This is a genomic window from Rhodococcus sp. NPDC127593 (assembly GCF_042671975.1).
GTDB lineage: Bacteria > Actinomycetota > Actinomycetes > Mycobacteriales > Mycobacteriaceae > Rhodococcus_F.
The window spans coordinates 1-15,119 of the sequence record NZ_JBHXWI010000004.1; the positions used below are offsets into that span (position 1 = coordinate 1).

13 protein-coding genes are annotated in these 15,119 nt (G+C 66.9%); 2 read left to right on the forward strand and 11 right to left on the reverse strand.

The genetic code is table 11. From position 1 onward, the window contains the following. Positions 1-102: 102 nt before the first annotated feature. From ACFVJ3_RS04255 to ACFVJ3_RS04290, 8 genes are all read right to left on the reverse strand, one after another. Positions 103-1,074: a YncE family protein gene (locus ACFVJ3_RS04255; protein WP_378451091.1), complete on the reverse strand. Its 972-nt coding sequence runs from the start codon at positions 1,072-1,074 to the stop codon at positions 103-105. A gap of 52 nt (positions 1,075-1,126) precedes the next feature. Then, a complete protein-coding gene (locus tag ACFVJ3_RS04260; protein WP_378450879.1) occupies positions 1,127-1,975 on the reverse strand; it encodes an amino acid-binding protein in 849 nt (282 codons plus the stop codon). A gap of 227 nt (positions 1,976-2,202) precedes the next feature. Continuing rightward, positions 2,203-3,543, reverse strand: coding sequence for an MFS transporter (locus ACFVJ3_RS04265; RefSeq protein ID WP_378450880.1), 1,341 nt, complete (start codon positions 3,541-3,543; stop codon positions 2,203-2,205). Between the two features lie 111 nt (positions 3,544-3,654). Then, on the reverse strand, positions 3,655-4,059 hold the full coding sequence (locus ACFVJ3_RS04270) for a RidA family protein (protein ID WP_378450881.1): 405 nt from the start codon (positions 4,057-4,059) through the stop codon (positions 3,655-3,657). Continuing rightward, on the reverse strand, positions 4,056-4,805 hold the full coding sequence (locus ACFVJ3_RS04275; RefSeq protein ID WP_378450882.1) for a hypothetical protein: 750 nt from the start codon (positions 4,803-4,805) through the stop codon (positions 4,056-4,058). Before ACFVJ3_RS04275 ends, ACFVJ3_RS04270 begins: the two co-directional genes overlap by 4 nt. Next, a complete protein-coding gene (locus tag ACFVJ3_RS04280) occupies positions 4,802-5,806 on the reverse strand; it encodes a membrane dipeptidase (RefSeq protein WP_378450883.1) in 1,005 nt (334 codons plus the stop codon). Before ACFVJ3_RS04280 ends, ACFVJ3_RS04275 begins: the two co-directional genes overlap by 4 nt. Continuing rightward, the gene (locus tag ACFVJ3_RS04285; RefSeq protein WP_378450884.1) at positions 5,806-7,524 is read right to left on the reverse strand and encodes a hypothetical protein; all 1,719 of its coding nucleotides are present in this window, start codon (positions 7,522-7,524) and stop codon (positions 5,806-5,808) included. Before ACFVJ3_RS04285 ends, ACFVJ3_RS04280 begins: the two co-directional genes overlap by 1 nt. After that, positions 7,521-9,002 carry an aldehyde dehydrogenase family protein gene (locus ACFVJ3_RS04290; protein WP_378450885.1) on the reverse strand — a complete coding sequence of 494 codons (1,482 nt, stop codon included), beginning with the start codon at positions 9,000-9,002 and terminating at the stop codon, positions 7,521-7,523. Before ACFVJ3_RS04290 ends, ACFVJ3_RS04285 begins: the two co-directional genes overlap by 4 nt. Before the next feature lie 110 nt (positions 9,003-9,112). Here ACFVJ3_RS04290 and ACFVJ3_RS04295 point away from each other — a divergent pair, with 110 nt between their 5' ends. Beyond that, the gene (locus ACFVJ3_RS04295; protein ID WP_378450886.1) at positions 9,113-10,012 is read left to right on the forward strand and encodes a LysR family transcriptional regulator; all 900 of its coding nucleotides are present in this window, start codon (positions 9,113-9,115) and stop codon (positions 10,010-10,012) included. A gap of 18 nt (positions 10,013-10,030) precedes the next feature. Here ACFVJ3_RS04295 and ACFVJ3_RS04300 read toward each other — a convergent pair whose 3' ends face one another. The 3 genes from ACFVJ3_RS04300 to ACFVJ3_RS04310 all read right to left on the reverse strand — a co-directional run bounded on the left by ACFVJ3_RS04300 (position 10,031) and on the right by ACFVJ3_RS04310 (position 13,795). Continuing rightward, positions 10,031-12,061, reverse strand: a complete 2,031-nt coding sequence (locus ACFVJ3_RS04300; protein ID WP_378450887.1) for a neutral/alkaline ceramidase — start codon at positions 12,059-12,061, stop codon at positions 10,031-10,033. A 157-nt stretch (positions 12,062-12,218) separates the two neighbouring features. After that, positions 12,219-12,947: an acetoacetate decarboxylase family protein gene (locus tag ACFVJ3_RS04305; RefSeq protein ID WP_378450888.1), complete on the reverse strand. Its 729-nt coding sequence runs from the start codon at positions 12,945-12,947 to the stop codon at positions 12,219-12,221. After that, positions 12,944-13,795, reverse strand: coding sequence for an SDR family oxidoreductase (locus ACFVJ3_RS04310; RefSeq protein WP_378450889.1), 852 nt, complete (start codon positions 13,793-13,795; stop codon positions 12,944-12,946). The genes ACFVJ3_RS04305 and ACFVJ3_RS04310 overlap by 4 nt, the downstream gene beginning before the upstream one ends. A 141-nt stretch (positions 13,796-13,936) precedes the next feature. Between ACFVJ3_RS04310 and ACFVJ3_RS04315 the strand changes: the two genes are divergently transcribed. Then, on the forward strand, positions 13,937-15,112 hold the full coding sequence (locus tag ACFVJ3_RS04315; protein WP_378450890.1) for a cytochrome P450: 1,176 nt from the start codon (positions 13,937-13,939) through the stop codon (positions 15,110-15,112). Positions 15,113-15,119: the final 7 nt, after the last annotated feature.

Sequence of the window (15,119 nt, forward strand, 5' to 3'; positions counted from 1 at the left end):
AATGGCCCGCCAAACGCGCACACCACCAACACCATCCACAACCCACTCAACCGCCGAAATGCACCATCCTTGTTCACTAACTGAACGGTATTGGGTTTAGCGTCAGCGCGGCGGCGTCGCGTCGCCCGTTGCGCGCGTGATGGTGGCGATCGTGTTGTCGTTCTGACTGCTGGCGTAGGCCTTCGTGCCGTCGGCGGAGACCGCGACGCCACCGGCGCTGCCGCCGACGGCGAGCGACGTCACCTCGGCGTTGGTGACTGGATCGAAGACCGTGACGGCCCCACCCTCGGAGTCGATGACGTACAGCGTGTTTCCGTCCGCGGTCACCGCGGCGCCGCCCATCGTCCCGTCGACGCCGAACGTGGCGGTCACCGTGTTGGTGCCCGCGTCGATCACCGACATCTCCGCGCCGCTCCGCACGTAGGCGCGGTCGTTCGTGGCCGTCACCGCGCTGGGGTGGGAGGCGACGGGAATCGTGTCGACGACGGTCGTCGTGGCCGTGTCGATCACCGTCACCGTGTTGTCGGAGGAGTTGGTGACGTACACGTGCGTGCCGTTGGTCGCGAGCTGGATGGGGAAGGCGCCGACCGGAACCGCGGCGGTCACCGTGTTCGTGGCGGTGTCGATCACGGAGACGGTGCTCTCGACGCCGTTGGTGACGTAGGCGTGGGCCCCGTCTGCGGATACCGCGACCGCCAAGGCGAATTCGCCGATCGGGATAGTGGCCGCCACGGTGTTGGTGGCGGTGTCGATCACGGACACGGTCCGGTCGGCGGTATTCACGACGAACGCCCGCGCACCGTTCGGGGTGACGGCGATCCCGGTGGGTGCGCCGCCCACCGGGACGGTAGCGGTGACGGCGTTCGTCGCGGTGTCGATGACGGAGACGCTGTTGCCCCCGGAGTTCGTGGCGTATGTGACGGCGCCGTTGGGTGCGACCGCCACCTGCATCGGCGTCTGCCCGACGGGAACGGTGGCGGTGACGGCGTACGTCGGTGCCGCACCGGCGGTGGTGGCCAGGAGGCCGAGCGTGGCGACGCCGATCGTCAGGACAGTCGAAGTGCGGGCGAGGATCACCGTCGTAGTGTCTCTCGCACCCAGGCCGTCGTCCGGGATGTCCGCAAGATCAGGAGGCAGGCTCGGCGAGTCCCCCCGAGTTCGCGGTCTCGCGTGCTCGCTGCGCCAGCTCGCTGAGGCGACGAGCGCGGGCGACCTCGGCAGGAGTGAACGGCTCGTCCGCCGGCCGCACGAAGACGAGCGGCTCACCATCTCCCGACGGGATCTCGACGGACGCCGCCGTGGTCGGATGGTCGCTCACCCGCGAATCGACGTACTGGGCACCGAGGAGTTCCGCGATCGACAGGGGCAGTTCGGACGGATCGGCGGCCACCCGCGACGCCAACGTCAGCGCCTTGGTCTGGCCGTCGATCAGCGCGAGCGCCGACGCCGGCCAGATCCCCACACTGCGTCCGCCTCCGGCCCGGACGGCATGCGAGAGTGCCTCCGGTGACGTCTCGCGGCACGCCCCGACGATCAACTCGTCGAGCGAACCGCCGTCCAGGTGATGGACGTGCACGGTCAGGATGTTCGCGTCCAGCTTCGCGAGGTTGTGGGCCAGCGATTCGAGCTGTCCCGGTTGGTCGCTCACCCGGACACGGATGCGCCACAGCGACTGCCCGGTCCGGAGATGGCCGTGATTGCCGTCGGGCGGACCGTGCAGCCAGCCGCCGAGCAGTCTCATCGCCGACGGCTCCACCACCCAGATCACCAGCACCGTGGTGCTGACGGTCAGCACCGTGACGGTCATCAGATAGGAGACGTGAAAATGAATGACCAAGGCATGGAGCAGTAGTTCGACGGGAAAGACGGCGCACAGCTTCGCGAGCGCCAGGCGGACGCGACGGGGGTGCGGAAGCCGACCGCACGCCTCGCACGCGTTGACATGAACTCCAGGTTCTCTCTCGGCATCGTTCATGCACCCACTGTCGTCCGGAAGTATTGCCGGGTAGTTTCATCGCACGGTCGGCGGTGTGACAGATGATCGTGAAATACGTTGGGGTGCAACGACAATGTGGTGGGCGTGACACCGCACCGCCGCCTGTGAGCGGGGGCACGCTCCGAGGTGGCCGAACGCGCGTGGACATGGTGACGCCGCTGCCACCGGGGACAGGCGCCCGGCAGCAGCGGCGTGATTCGGAGCGCTCAGCGCAGTGAGGCGGCGTCGCTCAGGTCCGTTCCCCGGGTCTCCGGGGCCATGAGGAAGCTGACGAGCGCTCCCACCGCGGCAATGCCCGCGGCGATGTACATGGTTGCGGAGAGTCCGAGATTGGACAGCGCCCATGGGGTGGCGAAGGTGCCGATCGCCGCGCCGATCCGGCTGATTCCCGTGCAGAGGCCGACCGCAGTGGCCCGCACCTCGGTGGGGAACAGTTCGTTGGGGTAGATCCATTCGAGGATGGAGGGTCCGCCGTTGAAGAGCGCGTAGATCGCGAATGCGAACGCGATCACCCACAGGCCGGCGTCCGGCTTGATCGCGAGGAAGAGCAATCCGAGACCGGAGAGCACGAACCCCCAGATCAAGATCGGCCGGCGACCGAGCCGATCGACGAGCAGCAGTGCGACGACATTGCCGATGAGGAAGAACAGGTTGATCAGCCCGTAGCCGATGTGGGCCAGATTCCCGGAGCCGAGGTTGAAGAGCTCGAGGATCTGCGGTCCGAATGCGTAGATGGCGAACAGGGTCACGATCGTGCACGTCCAGAAGATCGAAATGAAGACGACCCGCTGCAGGTACCCTCCGCGCATCAGCCCTCGAATCGAGGTGGTCCCTTCCTCGTCAGGCAGATCGTCCAGGGTCGCATCGTTTCCGATCGTCTTACGCAACACCGTCAGTGCCTCCGCGGAACGCCCCTTGCTGAGAAGCCAGCGCGGCGACTCGGGGATGCTCGTGCGCGCGATCACGATCAGGGTGGCGGGAACCGCCGAGGACAGCAGCATCCACTTCCAGCCATCGGGATGGCTGAGGAGAAGGTAGCCCACGAACGCGGCGGTGGTGGCGCCGACGAACCACATGGCATTCAGTCCGCCGACGAGTTTGGCGCGCCACGCCTTCGGTGCGAACTCCGTCACCAGGGCGGTGGCGATGGGGTAGTCGGCGCCGACTGCGATACCGATGATCAAGCGCAGTATGAACAGTTGCATTTCGTCCGCCGCGAAGAATTGCAGCACCGAGCAGACGATGATCACGATCAGGTCGATGGTGTACATCAACTTTCGGCCGATCCGATCGGTCACTGCGCCGAACACGGCACCACCGAGGAAGACGCCGATGAGAGCCGAAGACCCGATGAGGCCCGCCCAGAGCGCGCTCATGTCCCATTGCGCCTGGATCTGAACCATCGCGATGCCGATGATGCTGAGGATGTAGCCGTCGAGAAATGGTCCGCCCGAGGAGAACAGGGCGAGTTTGGCGTGAAAGCCGTTGAGCCTGGCGTTGTCCAGTGTGACGCCCGATCGGGCGGTGACGGTGGTGTCGAGGTTCATCTGAGGAATCCCATCGGGGGGTGTGGGCTTGAGGGTCGGTCCCCACGTGATGTGGTTGCTGCCACATTAGGAAGTGAATCGGCGGCGCGGAATTACCAATCTCCTACCAATTCATGCTCCGTGCTTATCAATTCGGTGGTCGACGGCTGCAACCGCGTCGATTTCGATTCTCTTGCTGCCGCGGAAGCGCGCGACCTCCACGGTCGTCCGTGGCGGTAGTGGAATCCCGTCCAGCCGGTCGAGATACGCTGCGTTGTATTCGTCGAACTCCGAGAGATCGGCCAGGTACACCGTAGTCTTCAGGAGCGTGTGCAGCCCGCCACCCGAAGCCAGGAGCGTCGCTTCCAGATTGTCGAGTGCGACCTTGACCTGATCTCCGATCGCGGCCGGGGTCTGTCCGTCCGCAGTGGTGGGGATCTGCCCGCACGCCCAGATGGTGCCGGCGAACACTGCGGCTCTCGAGTACGGTCGTTCGGTGCCGCGTGGATGAGCGACGAGTTCACGCTGGTCAGTCATGGTTTGCCCTCCGGGACGAGGAATCGCCTGCCGAGCGCGTACGCCCGCGACCACTTCGCGGTATCGACGAAGAGGCCGTAGGAGACGGCGTGGCGGTATCGCGTCTCCCGTTCGGCGGCGGTGTGGACGGGACGGGTCGTGTCGGTGGTGTGTGGTGCGGTCAGGACGAGCGTGCCTCCGCCGTGCTCACTGGTGGTTGCTGCGCCGCATTCGAGCGCGGGTGTGACGGCGACGTCGCGGTACATGTCGCCGGCTGCTGTCACGACCGTCGCGTTTGTGTGCCGCCCAAGGTCATCGAGAGTGACCAGCCACAGTGTCGTGCCGGACCGGGAGGCGGCGCGGAGGGCGTACCAGTCGACGGCCTCGTGGTCGTCGATCCGGGACAGCAGAACCGGTCGTGATTGCGACAGCGCGAGGTCGACCGCCAGGGGTCCCGACAGCAGAGCGCTCCGGAGCGAGTGGTCGACGATGTCGACAGTGGAATTTCTCGACAGCGTCACACCGGCGGGACCGATTGTCGAATCCAGCCGGGACAGCGTGTCCAGGAGAGTGTCGATCCCGGTTCGCGCGTGGAGTTGCATCGCCGTCACCGTGTCGGCCGCGGCGCCGGCCTCGCCGGAGCTGACCCCGGCCGCGTACAGCGCGCGGAACGCGGTCTCGCGAACCTCGCGCACCGCCAACCTGATTCGGTTGTCCACGGTCGGGAGTGCGTCGTGCTCGGATGTGTGGGTGAGCATGTCGGTCATCGGCGTTCCTGTGTCTCGTGCAAGCCGGGGAAGACGTCGTCGAAGATCCGCAGCCAGTTCTCCCCGAGAATCTTCGCGATGGTCTCGTCGTCGAGTCCGACGTCCTGCAGGCACTCGGTGAGAACCGGGAAGTCGGACGGGCCCGAAAACCAGTTCGGCCACATCGGCCACTCGGGTTCGACCGGATTCTGACTGGGCGGTCGCCAGCGACCGTTGCGCAACCACGCGACGTAGTCCTCCGACCAGTTTCGGGTGCAGTCACTCCCGATCGCGACGTGGTCGGGTCCGATCTGGTCGACGAGTCGTGCGACCATGACCGCGAAGTCGGAACTGGAGGTAGCCTCCCCGCCGAGAACGTTGGGGTAGAGACAGCAGCCGATCACGCCGCCACGGGCGGCCAGCGCGTCGATGACGTCGTCCGGCTTGTTGCGGGGGCTGTCGACGAACCACGTCGGGTTCGAATGGGTGATTGCGACAGGCTTTTCGGATGCGGCGATCGCATCCAGGCAGGTGCGGTTACCGACGTGGGAGAGATCGACGAGCATCCCCACCCGGTTCATCTCGGCGACCATGATGCGCCCGAACGCGGTGAGACCCGAGTCGTGCTCGTCGTAGCAGGCGCCGCCCGCCAGGTTCTGAATGTTGTAGGTAAGTTGCGCGACACGAACGCCCAGGCGATGGAAGATCTCCACCATCCGGTAGTCGTCCCCGAACGGCGAGGAGTTCTGGAACCCGAGGAGTACGGCGATCCGGTTGTCCCGCTTCGCCGCGCGAATGTCTTCGGACGTCTCCGCGAGGGTGACGATGTCTTTGTTGTCGGCGGCGAGTTGATACCACTGCGCGACGGCGCCGAGGGTGTCGGTCGGCCCGTCCCACACCGCGCAGGTGGCGTTCACACCCGTGACGCCACCGGCGCGGAGTTCCTCGAGGACCTTCCGATCCCAGTTGTTGATCTGAAGTCCGTCCACCACCAGCAGGTCGGAGTGAGTGAGCGTGTGCACTAGGAATCCTTTCGCGGCTTGCGGGTGAAGATCCAGTCGTCGTCGACTCCGGCGGCGACGTCGTCGGCCCGTGGAGCTCCCGAGTAGAGGGTCACGCGGAGCCAGTCGGTCGATTGCGGGCTGTAATTGTCCATTCCGTACATCGCCAGTTGGAATCTCTGCAGATTCAGGGGAAGGAACTTCTCGGCGAGCAGGTTGTCGTGTGCTTCGGAATACGGGATATCGGCGAGCGTCTGGACTCGGGCGACTATGCCGCGGTGCCATGGATGCTCGACGAGAAAGGCGGCGACCGACGCTTCGTCATGCACCGACGCGAGATCGCGGTCCAGAGAGGCGACGCACCGGGCGATGTCGATCGGATGCTCGACATTCTCGCCGGGATCGATGCCCCTGCGTCCGCGACGCGGCTCCTCGTTGTTCTCCGAGGAGAACCAGAAATGGGCCAGCTCGTCGGGATCGTCGAAGTCGAAGCGCCGCACCCACCCGTAGCGCTCTCGGAGGGCGGAGCGCAACTGGGCGCAGGTCTGCGCGGGATCGACGTCCTGCCGCTGATCGCAGCACAGCAACTCCTCGACCTCGGCGTCGAGTTGAGGATGTACCTCGACGATCACGCTGTCCACGACACCGCGGGCCTCGGGACCGATTGTCGCCGCGTGCTTGTGGAGCGTCCGCCACGCATGGGTCGTTGCCTCCCCGCTGATCGTCCCGCTGTCGATGTACTCGGCCAGCATGGCCCGGAGTGGTTCGAGTTGGGATGAGAGTTCGCCGCACGGGACGAAGGGCGCAGTCGCCAGGTCTTCGCGCTCGCGGAAGTAGTGTACGGCCCGCTCGAGCAGGTCCCCGGCAGCGTGGATGCGTCGATCGGCGGGCGTGGTCGCCTGTGCCAGTGCGTGAGCGAGCGGCAACTCGCGCGTGGCACACCAGGCGTCGAGCACGTGCGGGTGGTTGATCACGTAGGGCACCATGCCGAGACCCGTTGCGTTGCCGAGCCCGAGGTAGCGTCGCCAGTCTCCGGACAGCTTCACCGACAGAAGGTTTCGGGCCCGGGCACAGTGCTCGACGAGGTCGTAGCTGAGCTCGCGCAACAACCAGGCGGTCAACATGTGTGCCCGGTAGGGCAGACGCAAGGGATGGTCGGCATCGAGCCGATCGAAATCTGCGAGCCCGAACTTTCCGTTGCTGTAGAACGCGGTACTCCGAAGAATGTAGGCGGCATCGCCCATGGTCGTGATGTCCGGTTGAGTGCCCTCGGAGAGGCGGTCGACGACGTAGTCGAAGAATCGGGCACTGCGGTTCGCTCGCGTCCAGATGAGAGTGCCGTCGTCCGCCCGGCCTTCTTCCTGACGCGGTACCTGCACACGCAATGCGCGCAATCGGCTCTCGGTCAATGGTCCCTCGATCAGGGCGCCGGTGACGTCCCAGGCCTTGGCGATGACACGATCGGTTCGATCGCTCTCGGTGAGCGTCGTCGAGAACACGACGAATCGCACCTCGTGTGAACCGATGACGACGCGGTACACGATCTCTCCGCGGCCGGCGCCGTCGACGTCCCACCGCTCACGTTCCACCCGCCAGTTCTGCGCGGCCGCCGTTCGGAGGAAGGACCGGGCGAAGCTGTGCCGGGTGTAGCGTGCCGCTCCCATGTCGGCCGGGTCCAGGACCTGCTCGGGCGATCGCGCCAGGGTCTGCGTCCGGCGGAGCGTGTCGGTCGGCCTCATGCGTCGCTCCTCGGCGTTCCGGTGCGGGCGTAGGCGATCTTGCTCCACGTGAAGAACTCGGCGCTGGTTGCCGCGTTCTGCTCGCGGGGAGCGGGGAAGGACGAGTCCTTGAGTCCGCCGAAGGGAGCGTGGAGTTCGGACCCGGTGTTGGGGGCGTTGACTTTGATCAGTCCCGCTTCGAGGTCACGAATGCAGCGACGAACGGCGCGCTCGTCGCAGGTGAACACCGCGGCGGTGAGGCCGAAGGGTGTTGCGTTCGCGACGGTGATGGCCTCGTCGAGGTCTTTCGCGCGCAAGATCGTGGTCACCGGGCCGAACACCTCCTCTCGGCAGATGGTCAATTCGGTGCTGCCGGCGAGCAGGGTGGGGGCGACGAACGCCGGGCCCGAGGTGGGCAGTGGTGCACGCGCCAGCAATTCGGCGCCCTCGGACAGCGCCTGGTCGACCGCGGCGGTTACCTCCTTTGCGGCGCGGGGCGAGACGAGCGGGCCGATCTGCGACTCGGGTGCCAGTCCGTCGCCGACCACGAGTTCCTCGACGCGGGCGACGAGCTCGGGAACGAGTGCGTCGTAGGCGTCGCCGACCGCGATGATCCTTCTCGTCGCCGTACATTTCTGACCTGTGCTTCCCATCGCACCGGCGATCAACACGGCTGCTGCGTCGTGCGGATCGACGTCGGGGAGCACTATTGCCGCGTTGTGGCCGCCGAGCTCCATCTGGACCTTCGCGCCGCGGGGCACGGCGGCAGCCTGGATCGACCTCCCCACCGGTACCGACCCGGTGAAGGTGACTCCGGAGACCTCCTCCCGGGCAACCAGTTCGGCGCCGATCGGGCCGGGACCCAGGATCATGTTGAGGACACCCGCCGGGACACCCGCTGCGGCAAGGACTTCGGCGAAGGCCGCGGCCACCGCAACCGTGTCGCTCGCGGGTTTCCAGACAACGGTGTTGCCCCAGAGCAGCGCAGGCGCGAGCTTCCAGGCCGGGATCTGGAGCGGGAAGTTCCACGGGGTGATGGCGGCGACCACGCCGAGCGGCCGGCGGACCGTCCGAATCACCTCGTCGGGATGAGATGAAGGGTAAGTGGCGCCGTCGGGGTTCCTGGCCTGCGCTGCGTGGTAGTAGAGGGTCTCGACGGTGGCCCCGACTTCGGCGCGCGATTCGGGGAGGGTCTTGCCCTGCTCCCGGGTCATCAGCTCCGCGATCGCGTCCGCGCGCTCGGCCAGGATCTCGGCGGCCCGGCGAAGGACCAGTCCGCGGGCGATGATCCCGCGGTCGTCCCACTCCCGCCGAGCCGAGACCGCAGCGGATACCGCTGCATCGAGGAGACGGGTGTCGGCCTGGTGGTATTCGGCGACGGTGGTCTCGTCGGACGGGTTCGTCGTCGTGGTGACCGGACCTTCGCCGTCCACCCAGGCACCGCCGATCAGGTGGCGTAGAAAGTTGTCCGTGTCCGGCGCGGTGACGTGGTGCTCCACTGCTGACTCCTCGATCGCATGGTGATTCGGTGCCCTCAACGCTAGGCCGGGCACACACCGCGCAGAAGTACCTATTGTCAACCGACTGATAAGTTGCAAGTATCAATCGCGTGGAACTGCGGCAGCTTCGATACTTCGTCACGGTGGCCGAGGAGATGAACTTCAGGCGCGCCGCGGAACGCCTGCACATCGCACAGCCGGCGCTCAGTCAGCAGATCAGCAAATTCGAGAAGGAACTGAGAACCACTCTGTTCGAGAGAACCACGCGACGCGTCGAGCTGACCGACGCGGGCCGGGTGCTCCTGGACGAGGGCCGACGCGTCCTCGCGGAAGCCGATCATGCGCTGGCGGCAGTGGAGCAGGTCGCGCACGGTGAGGTCGGGCTGCTCCGCATCGGATTCGTCAGTTCCGCGGCGTTGAGAATCGTCCCCGCCACGGTGCTCGCCCTGCAGCAGGCGTGGCCCGGTGTCCAGGTCGAACTGTCCGAGTCGACGACCGACCGTCAACTGTCCGGGATCGCCGACGGAATCCTCGACATCGGACTGGTGCGTGAAGTCGACCGCGCGGAGGGGATCGTCGTGCGACCGCTGACCCGCGAGCCGCTGCTGGTCGCGATGCACTCGTCGCATCCCTTCGCGAACCGGACGTCGGTGCGGCTCGTCGAATTGCGCGACGAACGGTTCCTCACCTTTCCACGAGGCCAGGTTTCGCGACTCTACGACCACATCGCCGCCCTGTGCCATCACGCGGGCTTCCGGTTGGAAGCCGCCCAGGAGGCGCTGCAGTTTCCCACCCTCCTCGGATTGGTCGCCGCGAACACCGGCGTCACCATCGTCCCCGCCAGTCTCAGGGCCCTGCACCTACCGGACCTGCGGTACGTGGCGCTCGCGGATCCGCAGGCGGCCTCTACCGTCTCGGTCGCGTATCGCGCCGACAGACAACAGGTCCCGGCGATCCGGCACTTCCTCGACGTCGCATCGTCCCTCGACCTGACGGACGAAACCCGGTAGGCGCTCGCAGTTCGGCGGCTACCCGACCTCGAATTCGTTCGACGTCCCGGTGAACGCGGTGATCGCCCCTGCCGCGTCGCGGCTGTTGCCGAAGTGCTGCACGCGGTAGCGCCCGGCGGGTGTTCCGTCCGGGACGTCCCACGTGATGCGCGCGACCGACTGGTTCGACCCGGTGCGCGTCCAACGGTACTTGGTGGACCAGTCGCCGTCGTCGGCGTGACGCACCCAGCCGTCGCCGCCGCGGCGCTGGATCTCGAGGAACGTTCCACGTCGGCGCGGGTCGTTCCGAGGGTGGCCGGTGACGAACTCGACCGCGATCTGTTCGCCTGCTGTCACTTTCGCGGCGGGCTGGGTCAGCACGTCGCCGAAGGCGCGGCCTGCGGGTGGTTCGTCGCGGTCGACGCCCGGACCGACGTACGGCTGGAACTGCGACAGGTCGCGGGGCGCCGGGCCGCGGGGAACGTCGCTGCCGGTGCGCAAAGCGTCGGCGAGCGCCGCGAATCCCTGCTGGTACGCGGGCAGCGTGTATCGGCCGAACAGGGTCGAGCCGCCCTCGTACTGCTGCGCGTCGTACTCCTGCGGGGTGGTGCAGTAACTCGCGTACGAGTTGGCGTAGCCCTGGAGGATCACGTTCTCCAAGGGGACGCCGAGTCTGTCGGCGACGGTGCGGCGGATCCGCAGCCCGGACACGATCGTGAATTCCGCCGGGCCGCCCACGACGTACACGCCGCCGATGCGGACGATCTGAATCTTCAGCACGTGCGGAACCCACCCGTCGGGTGGCAGCAGACCGACGGCCACCAGCACGAGTTTCGGGGCCTGCGCATCCTGCAGCCACTGCGGGATCGGCGCGTCCATCCCGCCGAGTGCGTCGACGAGCGGGTTGGTGGCGCTTTCCGGGAAGATCGGGATGGCCGGACCGTCCTCGGTGCTGCCCGCGCTCATGGCGGCGCCGACACACGCGGGGGACGTCCGGTAGGTGCGGCCGTCGGGAGTGAACTCGCCGCCGACCTCCTGATTCGCCATGTCGAGGTACATGATTCGACTGTCCACGCCGCCGGTGAGGATCTCCGACGCCGACCCCCACGCCGTGCGTGCGGCCGCGACCTGCCGCTGCCCGATGATGCGGGTGTTCTCGAACTCGTCGTCGGTGGGTCCGTGGCCGGGCCGGAGGTCGAGGTTGGGGGACATGTCGCCGGTGTTCGTCTGCGGGAACGCGGCGACGAAATGCGGCTTCTGGTCGTCGAGGTAACGGACACCCTCGTGGTCGTGCTCCCAGAAGTAGGCGGCCGCGCCCTTGTTGTCACCGGAGATCAGATGGTTCGTGTCGGTGAGGGAAGCGCCGTGGGTGGGGAACCAGTTGATCGCCCCGACATCTTTGCCGCCCTGGGTGATTCGCAGGACCCGCATCGACGTGTCGATGCCCAGGGGATAATAGTCCCTGTCCTCGGCGGGGTTGCGGTCGAAGGCGATCCGCGAACGGTTGACGCTGGCATCGGTGAGTTCGCCGCGGCCGTACGACACCGAACCGGGTGCGAGGGAATCGTGCGCGGCGGTGATCGCCTCGACGATGCCGCCGACCTCGGCGTCGAACACCTGACGGTTGTGGCCGAGCACGGCGAGGTTGTAGGCGTAGTCGTGGGACGCGCCGCCGCACGCCGCGTGGGAGTGCACCGCCGTGAGCATGACGTTCCGCTCCGTGTACAGGTCGCCGTGGAGTTCCGCGAGCCGGGCCAGCACGGCGTCGTGCACGGACTGGAAGATCATGCACACGTCGACGCACACGTAGACCACGCGCTGCCGGCCGGACCCGGCGAACACGAACGCCCGCGCACGGGTCCGCTGGTGCAGTCCCTCGGCGCGCTGCTCGAAACTGGAGTACCCCATCATCCCGACGTCGGCGACCGGCCCGGTGGCGTCGGAAATGCCGACACCGACGAGGAATTCGGAGTCGGGGTCGGGAATCGCGGCTGCCGTCCCGGAACCGAGCGCGGCGAACGCCGGAGTCAGGGCCGCCCCCGCGAGCACGCTGCGTCGTCTGATCTGCACTACCGATCGTCCTTTCGGCGGCCGTCCCCCCCGGGGGTGCCACGAATTGGTCAAGCGTCCAGAACCGTAGCCGGTATTGGACCCCAGTTCGGTGCTCGGTGCAACCCCCACGTGAGTGGCGAAGCGTGCCCGCGCACACTTCGCCACTCACGTGCGGTCAGACGGGTCGCGCGTCCCCGAACGTCATCTTCAATTCGGGGATCGAGGACGTGACGAGTGCCCGTTTCGGAATTCCCAGCGACCGCAGTTCGTCGGCGATCGGGTGGCTGCCCAGTTTCAGCTCCGCCCCTCCGGGCCGGGACCGGACCCCGGTCGGGTTCATGTCCCAGGTGGTGAATCGGGTGAGTCCGTCGAGATGCGAATAGGCGGAGAGCGACGTGCTGACCCCCGAACCCGGCAACGAAATTCCCGGTTTGACGCTCAGCTGGGCGATCAGCCGGCCGTCCCGGCTCACCGAACCGCGCTTGACGGAACCGGTGTGGTCGACGTCGAAATCGGCCAGGACCTTCGGGAAGCCCCAGATGCCGCGGCCGGCGGCCAGGGTGAAGTCGCCGTCGACCGGCAGCCGATGGATCAGCGCACCCGCCCGGCCCTGGGCCAGCGACTTCAGGTCCTGCGGGACCGAGGTGCCGTCGGCCCTGTGGTCGCGGACGAGGAATGCCACCCCGAACTCGTTGTACGGCCCGAGGTCGCCGTCCACGTAGTCCACGAACACAAGGACGCAGATGCCGCGTCCCGGCCGGAACTGCAGGATCTCGAGGCCGGTGTAGTCGATCAGCGACTGGGCGGCGGCGGTCGGCACCGAATACATCGCCATGAACGCCGACGCGGCCCGGATCTCCACGGGCATGTCGACCTGCTTGCCGAGAACCTGATGCGACGTCACGGCGCGACCACCCCGCGCAGACCGTCGGCGCCGAACATGGGCTCGAACATCGAGGTGAAGTCGGGCCCGCGACGCAACATCTGGCCGCCGTCGACGTTGATGATCTGACCCGTGATCCAGGTGGAGTCGGGGCCGAGGAGGAACTTGGCGAGCGCGGCGATGTCGGTGACCTCTCCGACCCGTGCGATCGGGGTGTTGGCCAGGTAGTCGTCCAGGACGGGTCCGCCGTCGGTGATGAGCGCGACGAGGTCGGTGCGGGTCAGCCCGGGGCGGATGCAGTTGACGCGGACGTTGCTCGCCCCGAGCTCGTCGGCGGCGAGTTGCGTCAAGTTGTCGACTCCCGCCTTGGACGGACCGTATGCGCCGAACCAGCGGTGCGTGTTGCTGCTCGCGATCGAGGAGATGGTGACGATGGAACCGCCGCCCCCGGCGACGAGCGCCCGCGCGGAGTGCTTGATCGTCAGCATGGTGCCGGTGATGTTCAGGTCCACGGTCCGCCGCCACGCGTCGACGTCGAGCTGGGTCACGGGTCCCACCGTTTCGTTCCCGCCTGCGCACGTGACGACGCCGTCGAGTCGCCCGGTGCGCTCACCCGCTGTGGCGACCGCGCGGATGACGTCGTCCTCGTTCGTGACGTCGGCGGTGACCGTGTCGACGGTCCCCGCGGGATCGCCGGCGGTGATCTGCTCCGCTGCGCGTGCCAGTTTGTCCTCGTTGCGACCACAGATCGTGACGTGGACGCCGTCGGCCGCGAGGGACGTGGCGACGCCCAGTCCGATGCCACTGCCGCCGCCGGTGACGAGTGCGGACGTCTTCGCGAGCCCGCTGCTGCCGTCGTTGGTAACCACGTACACCTCCAGGTGATAGAACTCGTGTCAATTATCGGGCCGAGGATCTGTGAAACTTGCCGCTATACCACTGCGTCATAGTAGGAACACGTTCTATTATCGGGGCACGATCGGCGGGATTCAATGCGGAGGAGTACCTCGATGACGAACAGGCCGGATTTCGATCTGATCGACGGACGGTTCTACTCGGGCGAACTCGGCGACCCGCGGCAGGCCTACGCATGGATGCGCGCCCACGAACCGGTGTATCGCGCGGACGGGATTCTCGGCGCCGCGTCGTACGAGGCCGTCCTGGCGGCCGAACGCGACCCGGAGTTGTTCTCGAACGCGGGTGGCATCCGGCCCGGGGTGGGCCCGCTGCCGCAGATGATCGACATGGACGACCCACAGCACCTGCAGCATCGCCGACTCGTCAACGCCGGCTTCACCCGCAAGCAGGTGGAAGCGAAGACCGGCCGGATCCGGGAGATCTGCGATCACCTCATCGACGCCGCGTGCGACAAGGACGAAGTGGACTTCGTGCGCGACCTGGCGGCGCCCCTCCCCATGGCCGTCGTCGGTGACATGCTCGGCGTGCGGCCCGAGGAACGCGACACGTTCCTGCAGTGGTCCGATGACCTGATGAACGCCCTCGGCAGCAACGCCACCCAGGAGGAACTGCAGGCACAGGCCAACGCGTACCTGGCATTCAACGAGTTCACACTCCGCACCATCGAGGAGCGGCGCCAAAATCCGACGGACGACCTCACCAGCATCCTCGTGCACAGCGAGATCGACGGGCACCGGCTCAGCGACCCGGACATCGTCGGCGAAACCCTGCTGATCCTGATCGGCGGTGACGAGACCACCCGGCACGTCCTCAGCGGCGGCATGGAACAACTGATGCGTCACCCCGACCAGCAGGAGCGCCTCGTGAACGACCCCGACGACATCCCGGCGGCGGTCGAGGAGATGCTGCGCTGGTCGTCGCCGATCAAGAACATGTGCCGCACCGTCACCCGCGACGTCGAATTCTTCGGAACCGACCTGCGCGAGGGCGAGAAAATGATGCTGCTGTTCGAATCCGCCAACTTCGACGAGGCGGTGTTCGAGAATCCCGAGATGTTCGACATCGAACGGTCACCGAACCCACACGTCGCATTCGGTTTCGGCACCCACTTCTGCCTCGGCAACCAACTCGCCCGGCTCGAAGCGAAGATCATGTTCGAGCAACTGCTGTCGCGGCTGCCGGACATGGTGCTCGTCGACGACGGCCCGCTGCGACGTCGACCCGCCAACTTCGTGTCCGGGCTCGAGGAGATGCCGGTGAAGCTGTAGGCGCTTC